Annotated in this window: 12 protein-coding genes and 1 tRNA gene; 9 read left to right on the forward strand and 4 right to left on the reverse strand. The window is 64.8% G+C overall.

All coding sequences use genetic code 11. The annotated features are described in order from the left end of the window. The coding region (locus RID42_01110) for a VCBS domain-containing protein (GenBank protein ID MEQ8246257.1) at positions 1-7,586 on the reverse strand (7,586 nt) is incomplete at its 3' end. Between the two features lie 462 nt (positions 7,587-8,048). Between RID42_01110 and RID42_01115 the strand changes: the two genes are divergently transcribed. Further along, on the forward strand, positions 8,049-8,786 hold the full coding sequence (locus RID42_01115) for an FkbM family methyltransferase (GenBank protein MEQ8246258.1): 738 nt from the start codon (positions 8,049-8,051) through the stop codon (positions 8,784-8,786). Positions 8,787-8,928: 142 nt separating this feature from the next. On the opposite strand, the gene RID42_01120 is transcribed toward RID42_01115, so the two are convergent. Continuing rightward, positions 8,929-9,786 carry a phytanoyl-CoA dioxygenase family protein gene (locus RID42_01120; GenBank protein MEQ8246259.1) on the reverse strand — a complete coding sequence of 286 codons (858 nt, stop codon included), beginning with the start codon at positions 9,784-9,786 and terminating at the stop codon, positions 8,929-8,931. 152 nt (positions 9,787-9,938) lie between these two features. Between RID42_01120 and RID42_01125 the strand changes: the two genes are divergently transcribed. The 8 genes from RID42_01125 (at position 9,939) to RID42_01160 (ending at position 19,760) form a co-directional block, all read left to right on the forward strand. After that, on the forward strand, positions 9,939-10,457 hold the full coding sequence (locus RID42_01125; GenBank protein ID MEQ8246260.1) for an adenylyl-sulfate kinase: 519 nt from the start codon (positions 9,939-9,941) through the stop codon (positions 10,455-10,457). Next, the gene (locus tag RID42_01130; GenBank protein ID MEQ8246261.1) at positions 10,457-11,521 is read left to right on the forward strand and encodes a sulfate adenylyltransferase; all 1,065 of its coding nucleotides are present in this window, start codon (positions 10,457-10,459) and stop codon (positions 11,519-11,521) included. The genes RID42_01125 and RID42_01130 overlap by 1 nt, the downstream gene beginning before the upstream one ends. Positions 11,522-11,526: 5 nt before the next feature. Continuing rightward, entirely contained in the window at positions 11,527-13,020 is a 1,494-nt protein-coding gene (gene pyk, locus RID42_01135) for a pyruvate kinase (GenBank protein ID MEQ8246262.1), read from the forward strand. Continuing rightward, complete coding sequence (locus RID42_01140; GenBank protein ID MEQ8246263.1) at positions 13,013-14,383, forward strand: sulfotransferase domain-containing protein; 1,371 nt, start codon at positions 13,013-13,015, stop codon at positions 14,381-14,383. Before pyk ends, RID42_01140 begins: the two co-directional genes overlap by 8 nt. Before the next feature lie 143 nt (positions 14,384-14,526). Next, positions 14,527-15,210: an energy-coupling factor ABC transporter permease gene (locus RID42_01145; GenBank protein MEQ8246264.1), complete on the forward strand. Its 684-nt coding sequence runs from the start codon at positions 14,527-14,529 to the stop codon at positions 15,208-15,210. A gap of 208 nt (positions 15,211-15,418) precedes the next feature. Then, entirely contained in the window at positions 15,419-16,147 is a 729-nt protein-coding gene (locus RID42_01150; GenBank protein ID MEQ8246265.1) for an ABC transporter ATP-binding protein, read from the forward strand. 7 nt (positions 16,148-16,154) lie between these two features. After that, positions 16,155-18,518, forward strand: coding sequence for an FtsX-like permease family protein (locus RID42_01155; protein ID MEQ8246266.1), 2,364 nt, complete (start codon positions 16,155-16,157; stop codon positions 18,516-18,518). A 6-nt stretch (positions 18,519-18,524) separates the two neighbouring features. Next, positions 18,525-19,760 carry an HlyD family efflux transporter periplasmic adaptor subunit gene (locus tag RID42_01160; GenBank protein MEQ8246267.1) on the forward strand — a complete coding sequence of 412 codons (1,236 nt, stop codon included), beginning with the start codon at positions 18,525-18,527 and terminating at the stop codon, positions 19,758-19,760. Between the two features lie 87 nt (positions 19,761-19,847). On the opposite strand, the gene RID42_01165 is transcribed toward RID42_01160, so the two are convergent. Together RID42_01165 and RID42_01170 are read right to left on the reverse strand one after the other, a co-directional pair. Then, positions 19,848-21,359 (reverse strand): ABC transporter substrate-binding protein, encoded by a 1,512-nt coding sequence (locus RID42_01165; GenBank protein ID MEQ8246268.1) that lies wholly within the window; start codon positions 21,357-21,359, stop codon positions 19,848-19,850. A gap of 313 nt (positions 21,360-21,672) precedes the next feature. Further along, positions 21,673-21,747 (reverse strand) — tRNA-Thr (locus RID42_01170). Between the last annotated feature and the right edge of the window lie 381 nt (positions 21,748-22,128).

The raw sequence follows: 22,128 nt of genomic DNA on the forward strand, positions 1-22,128 counted from the left end.
TGCGCCACCGGGCCGTCGTTCGAACCGGTGATCGTTACCGTGATCGTTTGCGTCGAGACGACATCCCCGTCAGTGACCTCGTAAGTAAAGGTCTCGACCGCAGACTCGCCGTCGTCCAACCCTTGCGCCGCTTCGGCGATATCGAACGTGTAGGAACCGTCGGCGTTCACGGTGAGTTGGCCGTACTGCCCCTCGCCGTCGCCCTGGAGCGAGAACGTCAAGTCGTCGCCATCGACGTCCGCCGCATCCAAGTTGCCGGTCAGCTGGCCGGCATCTTCATTGCCCGTCACCGTCTCGGCTTGCGCCACCGGCCCATCGTTGGACCCGGTGATCGTCACGGTGATCGTCTGGGTAGTGGTGACGTCGCCGTCGGTTACTTCGTAGGTAAAGGTCTCGGCCGCGCTCTCGCCGTCGTCCAACCCTTGCGCCGCCTCGGCGATGTCGAACGTGTAGGAACCGTCAGCGTTGACAGTGAGCTGGCCGTACTGGCCCTCGCCGTCGCCCTGCAGCGAGAACGTCAGATCATCACCATCGACGTCGGCCGCATCCAAGTTGCCGGTCAGCTGGCCGGCATCTTCATTGCCCGTCACCGTCTCGGCTTGCGCCACCGGCCCATCGTTGGACCCGGTGATCGTCACGGTGATCGTCTGGGTGCTCGTAACGTCGCCGTCGGTGACCTCGTAGGTGAACGTCTCAACCGCAGACTCGCCGTCATCCAGGCCTTGCGCCGCATCGGCGATGTCGAACGTGTAGGAACCGTCGGCGTTCACGGTGAGTTGGCCGTACTGGCCTTCCCCGTCGCCCTGCAGCGAGAACGTCAGGTCGTCGCCGTCGACATCGGCTGCATCCAAGTTGCCGGTCAGTTGACCCGCATCCTCGGAACCCGACACCGCCTCGGCTTGCGCCACTGGCCCGTCGTTGGACCCGGTGATCGTCACCGTGATCGTCTGGGTGCTCGTGACATCCCCATCCGTCACTTCATACGTGAAGGTCTCAACCGCAGATTCGCCGTCATCCAGCCCTTGGGCCGCTTCGGCGATGTCGAACGTGTAGCTGCCGTCGGCGTTGACGGTGAGCTGACCGTACTGGCCTTCCCCGTCGCCCTGGAGCGAGAACGTCAGATCATCACCATCGACGTCCGCCGCATCGAGGTTGCCGGTCAGTTGGCCGGCATCTTCGTTGCCGGCAACCGTCTCGGCCTGCGCGACCGGCCCATCGTTGGACCCGGTGATCGTCACCGTGATCGTCTGGGTACTCGTGACGTCGCCGTCGGTTACTTCGTAGGTAAAGGTCTCGACCGCGCTCTCGCCGTCGTCCAACCCTTGCGCCGCCTCGGCGATGTCGAACGTGTAGGAACCGTCAGCGTTGACAGTGAGCTGGCCGTACTGGCCCTCGCCGTCGCCCTGCAGGCTGAACGTTAGTTCGTCGCCGTCCACATCGGCTGCATCGAGATTGCCGGTGAGTTGGCCCGCATCTTCATTGCCCGAGACTGTCTCGGCCTGTGCCACCGGCCCGTCGTTGGACCCGGTGATCGTCACCGTGATCGTCTGCGTCGAGACAACGTCGCCGTCAGTCACTTCATACGTGAAGGTCTCGACCGCAGATTCGCCGTCATCCAGCCCTTGGGCCGCATCGGCGATATCGAACGTGTAGGAACCGTCGGCATTCACCGTCAGTTGGCCATACTGGCCTTCCCCGTCGCCCTGCAGGCTGAACGTCAGATCGTCGCCGTCCACGTCCGCGGCATCGAGGTTGCCGGTCAGTTGACCCGCATCCTCGGTGCCTGTCACCGTCTCGGCCTGTGCCACCGGGCCATCATTGGACCCGGTGATCGTGACTTGGATCGTCTGCGTCGAGACAACGTCCCCGTCCGTCACTTCATACGTGAAGGTCTCGACAACGCTCTCGCCATCATCCAACGATTGGGCGTTGGAAGCGATATCGAAGGTGTAGGAACCATCTGTATTGACCGTCAGCTGCCCGTACTGGCCCTCGCCGTCGCCCTGCAGGCTGAACGTCAGGTCGTCGCCGTCCACGTCCGCCGCATCCAAGTTGCCGGTCAGTTGGCCGGCGTCCTCGGTGCCGGAGACGGATTCGGCCTGTGCCACCGGACCGTCGTTGGACCCGGTGATCGTCACCGTGATCGTCTGGGTGCTCGTGACGTCCCCGTCGGTGACCTCATAGGTGAACGTCTCAACCGCGCTCTCACCGTCATCCAACCCTTGCGCCGCTTCGGCAATGTCGAAGGTGTAGGAACCGTCGGCGTTAACAGTGAGCTGACCGAACTGGCCTTCCCCGTCGCCCTGGAGCGAGAACGTCAGGTCGTCGCCGTCCACGTCCGCCGCATCGAGGTTGCCGGTGAGTTGCCCGGCGTCTTCGCCGCCGGAGACAGACTCCGCCTGTGCCACGGGGCCGTCGTTCGAGCCAGTGATCGTCACTTGGATCGTTTGGGTCGTGGTTACGTCGCCGTCGCTCACTTCGTAGGTGAACGTCTCGACTGCGGATTCCCCGTCGTCGAGACCCTGTGCCGCTTCGGCAATATCGAAGGTGTAGGAGCCATCGGCGTTGACTGTCAGTTGTCCGTACTGCCCGGCGCCGTCGCCCTGCAGGCTGAACGTCAGGTCGTCGCCCTCGACATCCGTGGCATCCAAGTTGCCGCTCAACTGGCCGGCGTCTTCGCCGCCCGTAACCGCTTCGGCTTGCGCGATGGGTCCGTCGTTGCTGCCGGTGATCGCGACTGAAATGGTCTGGGTAACGGTCTCGTCGCCGTCGCTCACCTGATAGGTGAAGGTCTCGACCGCGGTCTCGCCGTCGTCGAGGCTTTGCGCATTTTCATTGACCGCGAAGCTGTAGGAGCCATCGGCGTTGACCGTCAGCGTGCCGTATTGGCCGGCGCCGTCTTCGCCCGACGCGAGCCCAAAGGTCAAATCGTCGCCGTCGATATCGGTGGCGGTGAGGTTGCCCGTCACCGTGCCCGCATCTTCACTGCCGGTCACGAATTCGGCCTGTGCGACCGGACCGTCGTTGGACCCGGTGATCGTGACACTGATCGTCTGGGTGCTGGTGACGTCGCCATCGGTCACTTCGTAAGTGAACGTCTCGACCGCGGATTCGCCATCGTCGAGGCCTTGCGCCGCTTCGGCGATATCGAAGGTGTAGGACCCGTCGGCATTGACGGTGAGCTGCCCGTACTGGCCTTCGCCGTCGCCTTGCAGGCTGAACGTCAGGTCGTCGCCCTCGACGTCAGTTGCCTCCAAGTTGCCGGTGAGTTGCCCTGCGTCTTCGCCGCCCGAGATAACCTCGGCGGTAGCCACCGGGCCGTCGTTGGAGCCGGTCAATGTGATGCTGAGGGTGTTTTCGGAAACGTTGGCCCCGTCGCTCGCGGTGAAGGTGAGATCGACATCGACCTCCTCGCCGTCGTCGAGACCCTGAAGGGCGGCGTTATCAGGCGTGAAGGCGTAGGAGCCGTCCTGCTGGACGACCAGTTGGCCGACCGTGACGGTTTCGCCGTTGACCGTACCCTGGACCGCGACCGTAGTGGCGCCGGTCGTGCCGTCGGGTTCGACGCCGGAGATGCCAAAGCTGATTTCGCCACCTTCGGGGTCGGTGGCATCGAGATTACCGGTCAGGACGCTGCTGTCCTCGGTGCCTTGGACGATTTCCGCGAGCGCGACCAAGTTGTCGTCGGTGCCCTGAAGGGTGATCGACAGGGTATCGCTATCGCTTGCAGTGCCGTCGCTCGCGGTGAAGGTCAGGTCGACCTGGACCTGGTCGTCCGGACCGAGCCCTTGGAGAGCGGCGTTGTCGGGGGTGAAGGTGTAGGCGCCGTCCGCCGCAACGATGAGCAAGCCGACGGTGACGGTCTGACCGCCGACTGTTCCCTGAACGGGAACCGTGGTGACGCCGTTCGCATCGGGCGTGTGGCCGTCGACGGTAAAGGTCACATTCTCGCCGTCGATGTCGGTGGCATCCAAGTTGCCGCTCAGGACGCCGCTGTCTTCGGTGCCGGCGATCGTTTCGGCGGTAGCGACCGGGGCATCGTTCGAGCCGGTGATCGTGACTTGGATCGCTTGGGTAACGGTCTCGTCGCCGTCGCTGACCTGATAGGTAAAGGTCTCGACCGCGGTTTCGCCGTCGTCCAGGGTCTGCGCGGCGGCGTTCAAGTCGAAGGTGTAGGAACCATCTGCATTGACCGTCAGATCGCCGTACTGGCCAGTGCCGGTCTCGCTGGGATCGAGACTGAAGGTGAGCGAATCGCCGTCGATGTCGGTGGCGGCGAGGTTGCCCGTCAACTGACCGGCGTCCTCTGAACCGGATACAGCCTCTGCTTGCGCTACGGGCCCGTCGTTCGATCCGGTGATCGTCACCTGAATGGTTTGGGTGCTGACGACATCTCCGTCGGTCACTTCGTAGGTGAAGGTCTCGACCGCGCTCTCGCCGTCGTCCAGGCCTTGCGCCGCGTCGCCGATATCGAAGGTGTAGGAGCCGTCGGCGTTGACCGTCAGCTGCCCGTACTCGCCCTCGCCGTCGCCCTGCAGGCTGAACGTCAGATCGTCGCCGTCGATGTCGGTGGCGTCGAGATTGCCGGTCAACTGGCCGGCGTCTTCGCCGCCCGTCACCAACTCTGCGCTCGCGACCGGCCCGTCGTTGGAGCCGGTGATCGTGACCGTCAAGGTGTTATCGTCGAACAGGACCGGCTGGCCGTTGTCGGTCGCGACGATGGTGAACTGAGCAACCGCGCTCTCGCCGTCGTCCAGGGATTGCTGCGAGGCGTCAATGGCGAATTCGTAGGTGCCGTCGGCATGCAGCGTCAGCGTGCCTTCGGGCGTCGCAACGACATAGTCGCCGTTGGCATCGGCGGTAACACCGTCAATGCTGAATTCGAGATCGTCGCTGTCGCGGTCGAAGGTACCCTCGCCGCCGATGTCGTCGGTCAGGCTGCCGACCAACACGCCGGCGTCCTCGGTGCCCGCGATGGAATCGGGCAGAACGGTCGGGATACCGTTGACGATGACGTTGAAGCTGTCGGATACCGACGAGATCGACCCGTCGGCCTCGACCGCCGTTGCGGTCACGTTGATTTGGAAGTCGCCGGAGTCACCCGCAGGCGGGGTCACTGCCAGGGTATCGAGCAACGCCTGAGAGGCGCCGGAAATCTCGATCGAGCCCTCGCCGTCGGTGATCGCGATCGACTGGGCAACGCCATTGTCGTCGATGAAGTGCAGGGTCGAGCCCTCGGGCAAGCCGCTGACTTGAACCTCAAGCACCTCGGCCCCGTCGGTGTCGTTCAGCGACGCGCCCAGCCCAAGCAGGATGGCAGAATCCTCAACGCCATAGACGTCGCCAACCGAAAGCGTCGGCGGTTCGGCAGCGATGATGGTGCCGTCGACTTCGATCTGAAGGAGCTCGAACGTCTCGACATCCATGTCGATAGAGTTGAAATGGAACGGCGTGCTGGGGTCGGCGCGGTAGGCCGCAACCTCGGCCTGGAAGGCCGGATCCTCGAACTCCGCGCGGGTCATGGAAATACGCAGGGTGTCGGTCCCGGCGCCACCGATCAGCGTGTCTCCCTCACCGCCGATGACAAGGTCGTCGCCTGCGCCCGCATTGATCGTATTGGCTTCGCCGGTCTGCCCGATGATGACGTCGTCGCCCGAGCCCGTGACGATGTTCTCGACATTTTCGATTTCGTCTTCGCCGGTGGCATCGCCGCGCGCGGTGTTGGCGTCGATGTCGAACTCGTCGTTGTCGTCTTCGTCGAGGTTGACGGTCACACCCTCGGTATCGGCCGCGAAGGAGACGGTATCGATCCCGTCGCCGCCGTCGTAGACATCGTCCGAGCCGTCATCGTCGGAAGTGCCGATAAAATCGTCGCCGTCACCCGCGTCGATGTTGTCCTCGCCGGCCCCGCCGAAAATCGTATCGTTGCCGTCGCCGCCCTCGATGTCGTCGTCGCCAGTGCCACCAAAGATCGTGTCGTTGCCCGCGCCGCCCGAGATATCGTCGTCGTCCGCGCCACCGTGGAGCGTGTCGTTACCTGTGCCGCCGTCGATCGTGTCGTCGCCCGCGCCGCCGAAAACAGTGTCGTTGCCAGCACCGGCATCGACGATGTCGTCGCCGCCAAGCGCATTGATCGTATCGTTGCCCGCACCGGCGTCGAACTGATCGTCGCCCTCGGTGCCGGTGAGGGTATCGTCGCCCGCGCCACCGCGAATCACCGGATCGAAGACCGTGTTGTTCTGGCTGGTGGGCTGGAAACCCGTGACCGGCGCGCCCGGCCCCCCGCCGCCCTGGCTGAGGCCGCCCTGGGTGCCGCCAAAGCCGGCGCTCGGGTTGTAGTCGAACACGCTGTCGCCGCCGCCGAAGTCGTCGTCCGGACCGCCGGCGTCGTCACCGCCCGCGGCAGTTTCGATGAGCGAGTCGGCCGCGCCCTGATCGACCAAAGCGTTTTGGAACGCCTCGGCGGCCTCTTGCAACGCTTCTTCTTCATCCAACCCTTCGGCCAGCGCGAGTTCGAACGCGAGTTCGGCTGCGGCCTCGGCGTTATCGACTGTGTCTTCGTCGGCACCCTCTTCGGCCGCCGCCTCCTTCGCCTCGTCGATCGTTTGCTCGAGGTCGCCGCCGTCGTTGCGGCCCTGCTCGCCCTCTTCGTAGCGCCACAGGCCACGGGTGTCGTTGGCGTTGTCGGTAAAGATGCTGCGGAGCTGTTCGGACGGCAGAATCGCCGGCTGGGTCGGCGCGACCAGCGCGCTTTCGATGAAGACGGTCTGGTTGGCTTGGTTTAGCACCTGGGTGCCGGCATCGTTGGTGACGGCGATTTCGCCGATGTGACCGGAGTCTTCCTGCAACAGCGTGATAACGGTGTCTTCGTCTTCGGAACCCGCCTTGATCGCGACCTTGGTGCCGCGAATACCGATGGTGGCGACCGGCGTATTGACCGTCATCGCATCGGAGCCGGACTTGGCGACCTGGCCCGAAACGAAGGTGAAGACGCCCTGAACCACGGTGAAGGTCGACGACCCTTCGCCGGTGTTCGCGTCGAACACCATTTCGTCGAGGGTCATGCGCGCGCCTTCGTCGAGCGCGAATTCCGTGTTGTCGATAAAGGTGACGCTCACCGCGCCGGTATCGTCGGTCTCGAGCACATCGCCCTGATAGACCGGATCGCCTTCGTTCAGTTCGACACGCGTGCCATCGGCGCGAGTCGCGAAGACGCCGCCCTCGGCCGTATCGACGGTGCCGATCGGTTGATCGCTTTGCCCCATCAGAGTGGCATCGCCCTCGCCGCCGCCGAGGATGTCGGGGCCGGCCAACGCTTCGGCCACGTCGGGCATGATTTTGCCACCGCCCTCGGTCATCAGAACCGGGGCCATTTCGGTGCCGAAGAAATTCTGCACCATGACCTGCTCGCCGTTCTGACCGGTGAGCTGAAGTTCGGTGCCTGCACGGGCGAACTGGGCGTTCAGGAGCATCGCGCCGTGCGGGACGGTCAGGGTGCTGACACCCGCAGCGTTCAGTGTAATCGGGGCCGTGCCCTCGCCAGCCGCCACAGGCGTGTCGGGTGTCTCGTTGCGATCGTCTACCACGGCTCTATCTCCCAATCAGACCGGCATAGGAAAACGTGCGTCCGGTGCGGCGGGCGCGCACCGGATCGTTCCCTGCCCAGGCCTTGAGATTACTACGAATTCTTACGGGATTACTGGTCATTTGTGCCGTCTACCTTGGTCGAATTGCCCGCCGTTCTGCGGCATTGATGTAGGATGCATTCTACGCATTTTTAGCCGTAACCCAGTGACGCGGGTCACTGTGGCTGGCGAATCCATTGATGCCTTGGAGTTGTGCGATGGCGCACCGATTCAACCGTGAGTCAGGCGATTCCGGTTCGATTCGGGCAAGAAAAAAGGACGGAGCGCGGACGCCCCGTCCCGAGTTCAGGGAGGCATCGTACCGGATAGAGGGGCACGATGGGGCGATCATGTGCGAAAACTGGTTGATGAACCGTTAACGCGCCCCGATAAGGTCGCGGACAAATCGAACCGGGAGGGCGTGTGACCAATCGACTGCTGACCAGTGTGCGCCGTCGCCTCGCGGATTGGCGCTATCCGGCAGGCTACCGCGTGGCCCGGCGCGGCGGCGCGACGTGGCTGCTCAATCATCGCCACTTCATCGATCGTCACATGCTGTTCGATGGCGACTACGAAGTGGCCCAACGGGTAAAACTGTTCGATCTGGCCAGATCCCACGATTGTGCGGTTTTTGTGGATATCGGGGCGAATTTCGGGCTTTACAGCGTCCAAGCAGCCCTGCACGGGTCGTTCGGGAGCATCCATGCTTTTGAACCGGATGCGCGAAATTTGGCCTGTCTACGCGCAAATTTGCACCTAAATGGGCTTCTTGACCGGGTTCTTGTCCACGAAGTGGCGCTTTCCGACCATGACGGAAATGTCTCATTTTCGGCTGCAGGCGATAAATTTACCGGCCAAAGTCGTGTTTTGGGCGCCAAGACGGCCGATTCAATCGATATTCCGGCCCGCCGCCTGGACAGCCTTTTTCGGCCCGGCGGAGGTTATTGTCTGAAAATCGATGTCGAAGGACACGAAATCGCCGTCCTTGAGGGTGCCCGCGCCCTGTTGGCGGACGAAGCTTGGGTTATCCAGGTCGAGTGTCTGGAGGCAAAGGACACCCGCGTCGCGACGTTCCTTGCCGCCCTTGGCGGCGAAGACGCGGGCCGGATCGGCCAGGACCGCTATTTCGTCAAGGCCCGTGCCGCATCCCCCGCGACCTAAGAAAAAGGGGTGGCCGAAGCCACCCCATCAAGGCGTTTCCCACCCACCTAAAGAGATGGTTGAGAGAACAAACCGTCGTGGTTCTACCTCGGCCGGGGCACCCGCGCTGTGACTGATGTCACAACGTGCGGGGTTTGCCTCACTAGGCTGCGACAGTCGCCGGTATGACCCTGTAAGCGGGCTTCCCGTCCATGAACCGGGGCGGGCGGCCGGGGGCGTGGGCCCGCACGTCGATGCTGATCCGCAGGTCGGGCATTTCCTCGGTCACGTAGGTGCCGTGGACGGTGTGGGCGTCGAACAGAAAAACGTCGCCCACAGCAAAAACGGGGCGCCACAACGCCTCGCGAACCGCCCCGAGATGGCGGTCGTCGATGAACCAGCGGGTTTGCTTGCGCGGCAGCAGTTCAATCATTTTCCCCGGATAGACCTGCAGGCCCGGCGCCGTGTCGCCGCACGGGCACAGCGGAATCCACGCGGTAACGATTTGGTGCGGGCCGTAGTCTGCCGACGCGGCGTCCTGGTGGAGGTGCAACCTGTTGTCGCAGGCCAACCCCGAGTGGCGCCGGACCCGCGAGGCGTCGTAGGCAAACGAGAAACTACCGCCGAACACCGCTGACAAGATCGGCGACAGGTGCGTTCCCTCGAGAAACCGGAAAACACTGTGGTCGAAGAGTGTGGGGTTATCGGCATAGAAGCCCGGTGCACAAGCCGACCACACCGTGGTCGGCAGAACCATGCCGTCGCGGTCTTCGAGCGATACGCGCCCCTGGGTTTCATCGACAAAACCGACATCGACATCCGTTACCCACTCGGTCCCGCGCAAACCAGCGCTATCGAGCGCGGCGAAATTTTTGGCAGCGCGATGAAACAGCGTGCGCAGCGGTGGCGCCGGCAAGAGGCCGCGCACCAGGGCGCAACCATGGTCGCGCAACGCACCGACGATCGCGGCAGGCGCGGCGGCGGCGTCGAACTCGAGGGCGTCAATCGAGGGGGTCGACATGACATCGGTTCCACTTCGGGCAGGTGCACTATTGGAGCGCGCTGTTGGTTGAGAATTCGTTACCTGTCGGGGCACGTCGTGGGGGGCGTTCTAAGGGTTTGTTAACCATCCCGCGCGATGCTGGGGTGTTCTTCACTGGGAGATGCCCGGCCATGATCGTTTGGATAACCGGCCTATCGGGGGCCGGAAAAACGACACTCTGTGACGCGCTTTATGCGCGCCTCCTTCCGGTACGGCCACGCGTGATCAAACTCGACGGCGATGCGCTGCGCCAAGCCGTTAGCGACGATTTGTCGTTTTGCGCGGCCGACCGTGTGCGGCAGGTTCGGCGGGTCCAAGGGTTGTGCGGCCTGCTTGCGGCACAAGGGGCCGACGTATTGGTCTCGGTGCTTTACGCAAACCCGGCATTGCTCGCCTGGAATCGAGAGAACCTTCCCGACTATGTCGAGGTTTATTTGAAGGCCGGCGTGGAATTCCTCGCGGCCCGCGACACCAAGGGCCTCTATCGCCGCGCGCGCGCCGGGTTGACGCGGGATGTCGTCGGGATCGACATCCCTTGGTCCGCACCGCGCAATCCCGACGTCGTTTTCGACGCCGAACGCTGCCCGCCCGTGGAAACCATGGTCGATGCCGTGCTCGCTCACTTGAGCGCACGGCGACACGCCGCCTAATGGCCGTTTTCGCCCTCGACGCGGCCCAGTACCGCGAGCTTGAGAAGATTGCCGAGGGTGCGTTTCACCCGCTCGACGGGTTCTGCACCGACGTTCAGGTCGCTTCGATCCTGGAGTCACTGGCGCTGCCGGACGGTGCGGTGTTTCCGTTGCCGGTGTTGCTCGATGTGCCGGCGGCGACGGCCCGACACGCCGGGTCGCACATCGACTTAACCTTCCAAGGTTTCCCGGTCGGTCGGCTAGACGTTCACAGCGTCTTTACGCTCGACAAAGGCGCCGCTGCGCGGCGTCTGTTCGGCACCGACGATCCTGCGCATCCCGGCGTGCAACGCCTGCGCGCGGGTCACGACAGGTTTGTCGGCGGGCCGGTACACGGCTTCACTCCTGTGCCGGGTGCACGCCCGGACTGGGAGCTTTCGCCGCGGCAAACCCGGGCGGCTTTCGCCACACGGGGATGGCACACGGTCGCCGGTTTCCAAACCCGCAATGTGCCGCACCGCGCGCATGAATATCTGCTGCGTGTCGCCCTGGAAAATGTCGATGGGCTTCTGGTCCATCCGCTGATCGGATGGAAGAAAACCGGCGACTACACGGCCGAAGCGATCCGCCAGGGCTACCGCGCGCTGCTCGACGATTTTTTCGTGCGCGACCGAGTTCTGCTGAGCGCGTTTTCGGCAAACATGCGTTATGCCGGCCCGCGCGAGGCGTTGTTCCACGCGGTCGTCCGGCGCAATTACGGGTGCACCCATTTCATTATCGGGCGCGACCATGCCGGGGTTGGCGGCTATTACGGCCTCTATGACGCGCACGACTTGGTCCGGCGCTTCGAGGACCGCCTCGGCATCTCGATCCTCTATCTGCACGGACCGTTTCACTGCGAAGTTTGCGACGGGATCGTCACCGACAAGACCTGCCCCCACCGCGCAACGCTGCCGCAACGTACCGTCGACATCAGCGGCACCCAGGTGCGCGACTCGTTGCGCCAGGACGGCGCGGTGGACGTTCGGCTGGTGCGCCCGGAAATCATCGACAGCATCCGGGACATCCCGGTTTTCATGGAGTGAACGAGATGCCTGCGCTAACCCGAATCGTCGCCACGATCGGCCCCGCGACCGCGACGGCCGACGCCATCAAACGACTGGTCAAAGCCGGCATGAACGTCGCGCGCCTGAACGGCTCGCACAATACGTTGGCGTGGCACGCGGCAACCATTGCGACGCTGCGCCGCGCGGCGCCGCAGGTGCCGATCTTGCTCGACGTGCCGGGAAAGAAGATCCGCACCGCGATGCTGGATCACGAGCCACGGTTCGAGGCCGGCGACACCATCGTCCTGACGACCGACACCGACTACCGGGGCCGCGACAAGGTCGTGGTGAAACACGCGACGCTGCACGAGTTGATTGTGCCGGGCCAGCGCCTGTTCGCCGACGACGGCACGCTCGAATTCGAGGTGACCGGCATCGAGGGGCGCGATATTTCCTGCCGCGCCGCCAATGCCGGGACATTGCGCAGCCGCAAGGGGATCAACCTGCCGGGGCTCGACTTCGGCGCGGTCAGCCTGACCCCGGACGATCACAACATGATGGCCTTCGCGCGCAAACACGGGGTCGATTTTGTCGGTATCAGTTTTGTCGAATCGGCCGGCCACGTCGGCATGATCCGCGCCGCCGCCGGCGCGGACGGGCCGCGAATCGTCGCCAAGGTCGAAAGCGCCCGCGGGATCGAAAATCTCGAAGAGGTGGTGGGTGCGTGCGACGCTGTGATGATCGACCGCGGCGACCTCGCGGTCGAAACCGACCTCGCGACGGTGACGCTGCAACAAAAACGAATCCTCGACGCCGCGATCCGCGCGGCCAAGCCGGTCATCGTCGCCACCGAGATGCTGCACTCGATGATCGCCAATCCGTTTCCGACCAAGGCCGAGGTCGCCGATATCACCAACGCCGTCCTCGACGGGTGCGCGGCCATGATGCTGTCGGGCGAAACGGCGGTCGGCGACTTCCCCGACAAAGCGGTCGGCCTGATGCGACGTGTCGCCGCCGAGGTGGAACCGGCGCTGTCCCCGGCACGGCTGCCCAAGCCCGAGGGCGATGCGACCTTCGCGGTGGGCGAGGCGATCAACCTGCTGTGTCGCACGACGCCGATCACCAAGATCGTCGCCATTACCCGCACCGGCCATGCCGCGCGGGTGATTGCTGCCTACTACCCCACGCAACCGATCCTCGCGGTCAGCGACGATGCCTCCGCGGCGCGGCGCTTGGCGCTGTACCGCGGCGTCGAGGGCATCCCGCTGCCGTTCCGGTTCACCCAGCACAGCGCCGACCATATCGCCGACGCGATCGAGTACCTGTGGCAGACCGGCCGCGTTGACGACGACGACACGATTCTCGCCGCCGCGGTGAGCTATCCCAGGCAGGGCAACCGGCTGAACTCGATTCAGATTCACCGCATCGCGGACTTGGTCGCGGCGTTGGGTTGGGTGCGGTGGACCGACGCTGCCGCGCCACGCGACATGCTGAAGGCCATGGCGGAACCCAGGCGTGGGGTTCGCGCCCATGCTTGAACGCGCGATGGCGCCGCCCGCGCCGCCGCAGCCGGACGCCGCGACGGTCGAGGCCATCGGGCTTGGCATTGCCTTCGATCCGCAACAACCGTTTTCGACGGATGTCTGCGCTCACATCTTGATGGGGCTGGAGGCGCTCGACCGTAGCAAGCCGATTTGCTTGCTGGACCTCAACGGCGAGGCCGCTCTAATGGGTCAGGCGGCCCAGCGCCTGTCGGCGCGCGAAATCAATTATGTCGCGGTCGGTCTCGACGGGATCAAGCGGCGCACCAACGGGCCCGAACGCAATTTCAGCGACGCAGCCTATAGCGCCGTGGTCGCGCTGTGTCGGCCCTCCGAGGCTTACCGGATGGTTCGTTTCATCGCCGATCATTTCCGCGACCCGGGGCCAATCGTGCTGCCCTTTCTAGAACGGAGCGCCGGCGGTGCGTTCGCCACCCGACTCACCCTCGGCGCCAACGACGCGATCGTGACCGCGACGGTCCCCGGCGCCGGATCGAAACGCTTCATCCCGGTGTTCCAGTCGTTGATGTGGATGTACGGCTACGACCAGCATCACTTCCCGCAACCGTGCTTCAATACGCGCTACATCGACAACACAGTCGATCCGGACAGCCGCATTGCCGGGATCAACCTCGATCCAGCGCGCTGGGTCATTCCGGAAACCGTCGGCGAAGATTATTTCGGCGCGGTTGCCGCGCGCCTCGACCGCGGCGAATGGGTCGAGTTCCATCATCCTGTGCGCCCGCGTTTCCTCGCGGACCTGCCGGGGACGAAGAGCGTTTATCTCTACCGCGACCCGCGCGACATCATCACGACGCACTTCCATCGCATCAAATACGACACCGGGGCGGGCGGCTTCGAAGCCATGAAGCGGCTGTCGGACGACGATCTCTTTATTCAGATCATGCGCGGTTACGAATACATCCAGCCGCAACGCGACTACTACGCACGCGGCATGGCGCTCGATACGTTCGTGGCCCAGTTTGTCGACATCGCCGCGCACGACACCGTGTGCGGGCTGCGCTTCGAGGATATCCGTTACCGCCCACGCGAGACCTACCGCGCACTCTTGCACTGGCTTGGCCTTGGCGGCCTCGCCTTGGTACCGGACGACGACGCGACGTTGGATCGGATCATTCACCTCGGCAGCTTCGCCCATCAATCGGGCGGCAAGATCGCCGAGGGCCGCGCCGCCACGCACATCTTCAGCGACGGCTCGCCCGCCATCGCCCGCGGCCTGCGCCGCGGCGTCGCCGGCGACTGGCAAAATCACTTCTCACCGCGGGTCAAACGCGTCTTCAAAGACATGGCGGGCGATGCCCTCGTGGCCCTGGGCTACGCCGACGACCTGGACTGGTAGACCGCGCACTCCCCGCGCCGGCGGTGTGCCGCGACGGCGGGCGCGACCGGGGAAATTGACGCATCCGCCCGCCGGTGGCAGCATTCGCCCTACCTAGAACGCCCCCTGCCGCAACGCGGCGCCCGTCGCGAAAGGTCTCGACCATGCATATTGAACCGGCCGTCGTCGACGGCGCCAAGATCGCCCTCAGCTATGCAACGGCCGTCGGCGCCGCCGGGGTTGCCGGCAAAATGGCCTATGACACGATCAAGACCGACGGCGGCGTGGCCGCACTGGCGGCCCGGTCCGTCGTCACCACGGCGCTCGTCTTCGGCTTTTTCCAGGTTCTGCCCCACCATCCGGTGGGCGTGTCCGAGGTTCACTTCATCCTCGGCTCCACCCTGTTCTTGATGTTCGGCAGCGGCGCCGCAGCGATCGGTTTGGCGCTGGGATTGCTGACCCAGGGTCTATTCTTCGCGCCGATCGATTTGCCGCAATACGGCATGAACGTCACCACGCTGCTGGTCCCGCTCTACGCGATGAGCCTTCTTGCAAAAAAGGTCATTCCGGCCAAGACCGCGTACAAAGACATCACCTACCGCCAGGCGCTGGTGCTCTCGACATCCTTTCAGGCCGGGATTGTCGCCTGGGTCGCGTTCTGGGCCTTTTACGGCCAAGGGTTCGGAGCGGCGAACCTCGCCCAGGTCGCCACCTTCGCGGCGGCCTATATGACGGTCATCGTCGTCGAACCCCTGCTCGACCTGGCGGTCCTCGCCGTCGCTAAGAACATCGACCGCCTCAAGAACGGCGTGTTGCTGCACAACCGCCTGTTCGCACCCGCGACCTAGCCCAAGATCGCGTAGGCACCGGAGAACCCCGCCCTTGTCGGCGGGGTTTTTTCGTCATCTTTGTGTCGTCGCTCGGCGTCGCGAACCCATGACCTTCGGTTGACGTGAGTCAGCGCGCCGGCGTGCGGCCTGCGCCAAACTGGATAAGATGGGTTTGATCGTCCGGCGCGTGGCGCGCCGGAACCGTTAACCGACCGAGGCAGACGCGATGGCCGATGCAGAGTCGACGACACGACCGCCCGCCTTCACGGTCAGGGGCCTGACCAAGGTCTACGGCGACGGGCCGGCAGCCGTCCATGCGCTGCGCGGCGTCGATCTCGACATTCCGTCGGGCGAACTTGTGGTCTTGCTGGGCCCGTCCGGCAGCGGCAAGTCGACCTTGCTCAACATCCTGGGGGGGCTGGACCGTGCCACCGACGGCAGCGCGCATTTTCTGGACCAAGACCTTACGGCGATGGGCGATGCGCAGCTCACCCGCTACCGCCGCGACCATGTTGGATTCGTCTTCCAGTTCTACAATTTGATGCCGAGCCTAACCGCGCATGAAAACGTCGAACTCGTCACCGAGATCGCCCCCGATCCGATGGACCCCGACGACGCCCTCGCTCTGGTCGGCTTGCACGAACGTACCGACCATTTTCCGGCCGAATTGTCGGGCGGCGAACAGCAACGGGTCGCGATCGCCCGCGCGGTCGCGAAGCAACCGACAGTGCTGTTCTGCGACGAACCGACTGGAGCACTGGACAGCACTACAGGCCGCGCGGTTCTCAACGTACTCAAGGACATTAATGAGCGGCTCGGCGCGACCGTCTTGATCGTGACCCACGCGGCGGCGACCGCCGGTATGGCCGACCGCGTGATTCATTTTGCCGACGGCGCGATTCGCGAGGTCGTCGTCAACGCCGTCAAGCTGACCCCGGCGGACATCGAATGGTGACCCCGGCATGAGCCCACTCGACCGCAAACTTCTGCGCGACCTGTGGCGCATCAAGGGCCAAGCCGTCGCAATCGGCGCGGTGATCGGCGTCGGCGTGCTGTTGCTGGTGATGATGACCGGCTTGGTCACCTCGCTGGACGAAACCCGGCGCGCCTATTACGAGCGCTACCGCTTGGCCGAGATCTTCGCCCCGGTGACCCGCGCACCCGACCGCCTGATCGCCGACCTCGCCAACATTCCCGGCGTCGCCGCCGCCGAGGGGCGGGTGACCGGCAGCGCGCTGATCGATCTGCCGGGGCTCGCCCTGCCCGTGCGCGCCCAGGCGGTGTCCCTGCCCGACTTCGGCGAACCGCGGCTCAACGATGTCTACCTGAGCGCCGGCCGCGGTCTGGACCGCGATCGCACCGACGAAGTTCTTTTACTCAAGGGATTCGCCGATGCCCACGACTTGCGCCCCGGCGAAACGCTCTCAGCGACGATGAACGGCGCCCGGCGCACTTTCCGAGTCGTCGGCCTCGTACAGGCGCCGGAGTTTCTCTATACGACCGCACCCGGTGAACTGGCCCCCGACGACAGCCGCTTCGGCGTGATCTGGATGACCCGGACGGCCTTGGCCGCCGCCTATGACATGGACGGCGCGTTCAACGAAGCGCTGCTCTCGCTGGGCCGCGGCGCCAAAGAAGCCGCGGTGATCGAGGCGGTAGACCGCCTTTTGCGTCGCCACGGCGGAACCGGCGCCTATGGCTTGGCCGACCACCAATCCGACCGAATCGTCACCGAGGAAATCGGCGGCTTGCGCGCGATGACCGTGGGCGTGCCACCGATCTTCCTCGCGGTCGCGGCGTTCCTTCTCTACATCGTCGTCTCGCGCATGGTTCAGGCCGAGCGCGAGCAAATCGGACTGATCAAAGCGTTCGGCTATACCGATGCCGAGGTGGGCGCACACTATTTCAAACTGATCCTCGCGATCGCCGCCGGCGGCGCCCTTGTCGGGTGCCTATGCGGCATCGCCGCCGGCCGCGGGATGATCTCGTTCTACCTCCAGTACCTAAAGTTCCCCTTCCTCGTGTTCCAGCTCGACCCGGTATCGTTCGTGGTCGGCTTTGGCGTCAGCGTGTTGGCGGCGTCGGCCGGCGGATTGATCGTCCTGCGCGGCGTCTTCTCTCTTACTCCCGCCACCGCGATGCGCCCGCCTGCGCCGGCCGACTACAGTCGCAGCGGCCGAATCGGCCGTTCGCTCAACCGCTTCCTCGACCAACCCAGCCGCATGGTGCTGCGGCGTCTGACCCGGCAACCCGGGCGGATGGCCGGCGCGGTCATCGGCATCGCCGCCGGGATGTCGCTTTCGGTCGGCATGATTTCGATCCTGGTCGGATTCGACCATGCGCTGGCGCTCACCTTCAACGACGCCGACCGGAGCGACGTCGCCGTCGTCTTTACCGACGCCGTCTCGGCGCGGACGGTCTACGACCTGCAGCGCCTGCCAGGGGTGATCGAGGTGGAACCGGTCCGCGTCGTCCCCGCAGTTCTGCGCAATGGCCTGAAAACCTATCGCGGCGCGATCAACGGTCTGGTCGCGGTGCCGCGCCTCAATCGGGCGTTGGACCGGAACGTGGCAACGATCGAAATGCGCCGCGAGGGGATCATCCTTGCCACCGCGCTCGCCGATATTCTCGACATCGCCCCCGGCGACCGCCTATCGATCGAAGTGCGCGAGGGTCGCCAACCGGCACTAGATCTCCCGGTGATCGGCATTGCCGATACGTTTCTCGGCGCCCCGGCCTATATGGAACTGGATGCGCTTAACCGGGCACTGCGCGAACCGAACCGGATATCGGGCGCCTATTTGCGGATCGATGCGGCGCACCAGGAAACGGTGTACCGCGCGCTAAAGGACATGCCGGCCGTTGCCGGGGTCAGTCTCAAGGCCGACGCCCGCGCGGCCTTTCAGCGGATGATGGATAGCGGTGCCGGCACGATGCGCTACATCATGGCGGCAATCGCCGCGGTCATCACCTTCGGCGTGATCTATAACGCCGCGCGGATCGCCTATGCCGAGCGCCTGCGCGACCTTGCCAGCCTGCGCGTGATCGGCTTCACCACGGGCGAAGTGGGCTTCGTGCTGCTGGGCGAACTGGCGGCGGTGACGTCGGCCGCGCTGCCGCTCGGCGCGGTTCTTGGCCACTACCTTTCCTATGGCCTCGCCGCCGGCTTCAGCACCGATCTGTATCAAATCCCGGCGGTCTTCACCCCGGCCAGCTATGGCGCGGTCACGCTGGTCGTGATTGCCGCCGCCGCGGCCTCGGGCTGGCTGGTGAAACGAGACATCGACCGGGCGGACATTGTCGCCGCCTTGAAAACGAGGGAGTAAAGCCGCATGGCGCGCAAACGATCCCGTTCCTACCTGACGATCGCCGCCGCCCTGGTGGTGGGCGGCGCGCTGGTCTTCGCCTTTTGGCCGCAACCGACGATGGTCGACATCGGCACCGTGACGCGGGGCGCGATGTCGGTGACCATCGACGAGGAAGGCCGCACCCGCGTGCACGATGCCTATATGGTGTCGACGCCGGTCGCGGGCCGGTTGTTGCGCGTCGATGTCGAGCCCGGCGATCCGGTGGAGCGCTTCGAGACCGTGGTCGCCTCGATGCTCCCCAGCAACCCGGTGGCCTTGGACCTGCGCACCCGCGAACAGGCGCGGGCCAGCGTAACTGCCGCCGAGGCGGCGTTGCGGCTATCGCGTGCCGAACTCAACCGCGCGATCGCCGACCGGGAACTGGCCGAGGCCCAATTGGAACGCACCCGCACCCTGCGCCAGAACAATACCGTGAGCGAGGCCGCGCTGGACCGCGCACTGCGCGAGGCGCGCGCAGCGATGGCCGCCTACGACACCGCCGAAGCCGCGATCGAAATGCGCCAGGCCGAGCTTGAAAATACCCGCGCGCAACTAAGCGGTATGGGTGACCCCCAAGGCAGCGGCGGCGCCGCGGCGGGCGGCAGCCAGACCGAAATCCCGATCCGCGCCCCGGCAAGCGGGCGGGTGTTGCGGGTGATTCAACAAAGCGAAACCACGCTGCCGGCCGGCGCACCGATCATGGAGATCGGCAACATCGACAGCGACCTCGAAGTGCTGGTCGAACTGCTATCGACCGACGCCGTCCAGGTCGCGCCGGGCGATCCGGTGCTGATCGTCGACTGGGGCGGCGCGGCCACGCTGCACGCGGCGGTGGCCCGGGTCGATCCGGTCGGCTTCACCAAATTCTCCGCGCTCGGGGTCGAGGAACAGCGGGTCAACACGATCGTGCGTTTCGTCGAGAACCCGCAGGCCGGGCAGGCAGGCCTCGGGCACGGCTACCGGGTCGAAGCGCGGATCGTCGTGTGGCACGACGACGACGCCCTGATCGTGCCCGCCGCGGCCCTGTTCCGCGACGGCGCGGGCTGGTCGGTATTCCGCGTCGAGGACGGCGTCGCGGCGCGCCGGTCGGTCGAGATCGCCCGCAACAACGGCACCCAAGCCGCCGTGGCAAGCGGCCTGGAACCGGGCGACCGCGTCATCCTCTATCCCGCCGCCGACCTCGAAGACGGCCACCGCGTCGCCGAGCGGGATATCGAGTAGGCGGGGTCTTGGGGGACAATCGCCGATCGGGCGAGGGCGCTACGAACCCCGCCCGATCTCAACCGGTTGTCGCCGGGTACTCCGACGTCACTTCGCGCGCGAAATCTCGTTGTAGGGGATGAGGAAATTCTCGCTGCGGAATCCTTGGACCTGCTTTGCGACACCGTGGAACGACACGGTTTCTTCAAGCCAGATCGCCGGGGCGTTTTCGTGATAGGCCAGCGCGATTTGACGCAGGCCCGCGGCCCGTTTCACCGGATCGAACTCGGCGTTGACCGCCTTGATGGCGGGTTCGATTTCAGGAATGCAGGTCCAGGTCGGCTTGTGATCGCACGAATGGTAGCTGTTGATGGAGCGCATCATGTCGCCGATCGGCGCCGAACCGAAGTTCATGCCGAAGACGTCGCCCGCGAAGGGCTTCGCACCGTTAATCCGCGCGATCAGGTCGCTGACCGTGATGACCCGCAACTCCAACTCGACGCCGATGTTGCGCAGGTTGTTGGCGACGTATTCGTAGGTCGCCTTACCGCTGAGGTTGCCCTGAATCTCGCCGATCATTTTAAATCCGTCGGGATAGCCGGCCTCGGCCAGCAACGCCTTGGCCTTTGCAGGATCGTACGGATAGGGCGCGATGTCGGCCTGGTAGCCGCGTGCAGTCCGGGCTGCGGGCTGGCCACCGAGACGGGCAGTCTCGCCGTGGAGGGCGGGTACGAACGTCTTGTCGAGACCATAGTTCAGGGCCTGACGGACGCGTTTGTCCTTTAGCGGACCATCCTTGACCATGTCCAGCATGATGACGTTCACCGACGGCGCGAATTCGGTGAAGATCGAGCCGCCCGAGGATTCGACCGCTTCTCGGTCGTCCTTGTCGAGCGTCAGCGCCACGTCGACCTGGCCCGACGCCAACGCTTGGACCCGCGACGCTAGTTCGGGCATCGTCAGGATGCGCAGATTATCCAGCTTGGCCGGGCGAAACGCGGCGGCGTAGCGTTCAAGTGCCACTTCGTTCTCGGACCACGCGGTCGCGCGGAACGACCCGGTCCCGACCGGCGCGCGCGAGAATTTCTCGCGGCCCATATCGTTGTAGGACGCCATATCGATGATATAGAGCGACGCGATGACGTTTGGCAGAATCGCGTCGGGTGTCTTGGTCATGATGTCGACGGTCAGGTCGTCGACCTTTTGCGCCCCGGCGACCGATGCGATGTTGCGCGACACGACGGTGAAGACGCCGCGGCCTTCGTCGGAGGCGAGATAATCGACCATAGCGACGATCGAATCGGCATTCATCTTGCTGCCGTCGTGGAAGGTCACGCCGGGCCGTAGCTTGAAGCGCCAGACTGTGGGATCGGCGGTCACCGCCCAGGACTGCGCGAGCCGCGGCAACGCCTCGCCGCTGCCGTCGACCTCGGTCAGTGGATCGTACAGCGCGTTCATGATGTAAAGCGTTTGACGGTTGGTCACTGAGGGAAGCCCGAGCGCCGGTGCCGGCGCGCTATTGGCAACCGTTAAGGTCTGCGCCATGGGAGCGCCACCGCCCAGTGCCGCGACTGCTGCCACCGTCAACGTGCCGGCCAGCCAATGCCTAAACGTCTTCATTTCCATGCCCCCCGATTTTTCAATCCGGTAGCTTACCGGGAAAGGTGCGCGGCGGCGAAATCAAATCGGCCACTTATGGACTACGAGGTGTGCTAAGAATTCGCCGGTAACGGTTTCAATAGATCGTAGCGCCGTAGGTCGTCGGTCCCGGTCGCAACGGGGCAACAGACGCTTTTAGGGCCGTTGCTTCTGGCATCCACCGGCACTTAAACGAGCAACGCACCTCGGAGAATCGTCGCCAGAAGCTAGCGATCCTCTCGTTGCGGCTTTCGATTGAACCCTAATTCGAGAACCGCAGGAAAACCGCGGTTGCTGGTGCCCACAGAAAGATTCGAACTTTCGACCTCTCCCTTACCAAGGGAGTGCTCTACCCCTGAGCTATGTGGGCTTCGCAGGGCGGGCGCAACATGCCATAGTGACCGCAGCCGGGCAAGCATCCCCGGCGCACTGTAAGGCGTTGAAATCAAACGGATTCGAGGCTCGGCCCCGGCCGCGATGGCGAACCAGGACGACACTCCGACCGCCGAACCATCGGCGACCGCCCGCAACCGCGCCCAGCGCGAGGCGCGGCTGGCCGATGCGCTACGCGCGAACTTGAAGCGGCGCAAGGCCCAGGCCCAGCGCCGCGCGGCCCCGCCCCCCCCACCCGACCCGGACGACGCGCCGTGAACTTCCGCTCCCGCCACGCTGCGGCCGCAATTTGCCGCCATTGATGGCACCCCAGCATCACGGCGGGGACCGCGACCGGCGGGCAGCCATGCGGAAGACC

Source organism: Alphaproteobacteria bacterium (assembly GCA_040216735.1).
Taxonomy (GTDB): Bacteria; Pseudomonadota; Alphaproteobacteria; order SHVP01; family SHVP01; genus CALJDF01.

Bases quoted from the DNA above. Each gene is read 5' to 3' on its own strand.
- RID42_01140 (MEQ8246263.1), top strand. From the start codon at position 13,013: ATGCTTGAACGCGCGATGGCGCCGCCCGCGCCGCCGCAGCCGGACGCC.
- pyk (MEQ8246262.1), top strand. From the start codon at position 11,527: ATGCCTGCGCTAACCCGAATCGTCGCCACGATCGGCCCCGCGACCGCG.
- RID42_01120 (MEQ8246259.1), bottom strand. From the start codon at position 9,786: ATGTCGACCCCCTCGATTGACGCCCTCGAGTTCGACGCCGCCGCCGCG.
- RID42_01145 (MEQ8246264.1), top strand. From the start codon at position 14,527: ATGCATATTGAACCGGCCGTCGTCGACGGCGCCAAGATCGCCCTCAGC.
- RID42_01160 (MEQ8246267.1), top strand. From the start codon at position 18,525: ATGGCGCGCAAACGATCCCGTTCCTACCTGACGATCGCCGCCGCCCTG.
- RID42_01150 (MEQ8246265.1), top strand. From the start codon at position 15,419: ATGGCCGATGCAGAGTCGACGACACGACCGCCCGCCTTCACGGTCAGG.
- RID42_01125 (MEQ8246260.1), top strand. From the start codon at position 9,939: ATGATCGTTTGGATAACCGGCCTATCGGGGGCCGGAAAAACGACACTC.
- RID42_01130 (MEQ8246261.1), top strand. From the start codon at position 10,457: ATGGCCGTTTTCGCCCTCGACGCGGCCCAGTACCGCGAGCTTGAGAAG.
- RID42_01165 (MEQ8246268.1), bottom strand. From the start codon at position 21,359: ATGAAGACGTTTAGGCATTGGCTGGCCGGCACGTTGACGGTGGCAGCA.
- RID42_01155 (MEQ8246266.1), top strand. From the start codon at position 16,155: ATGAGCCCACTCGACCGCAAACTTCTGCGCGACCTGTGGCGCATCAAG.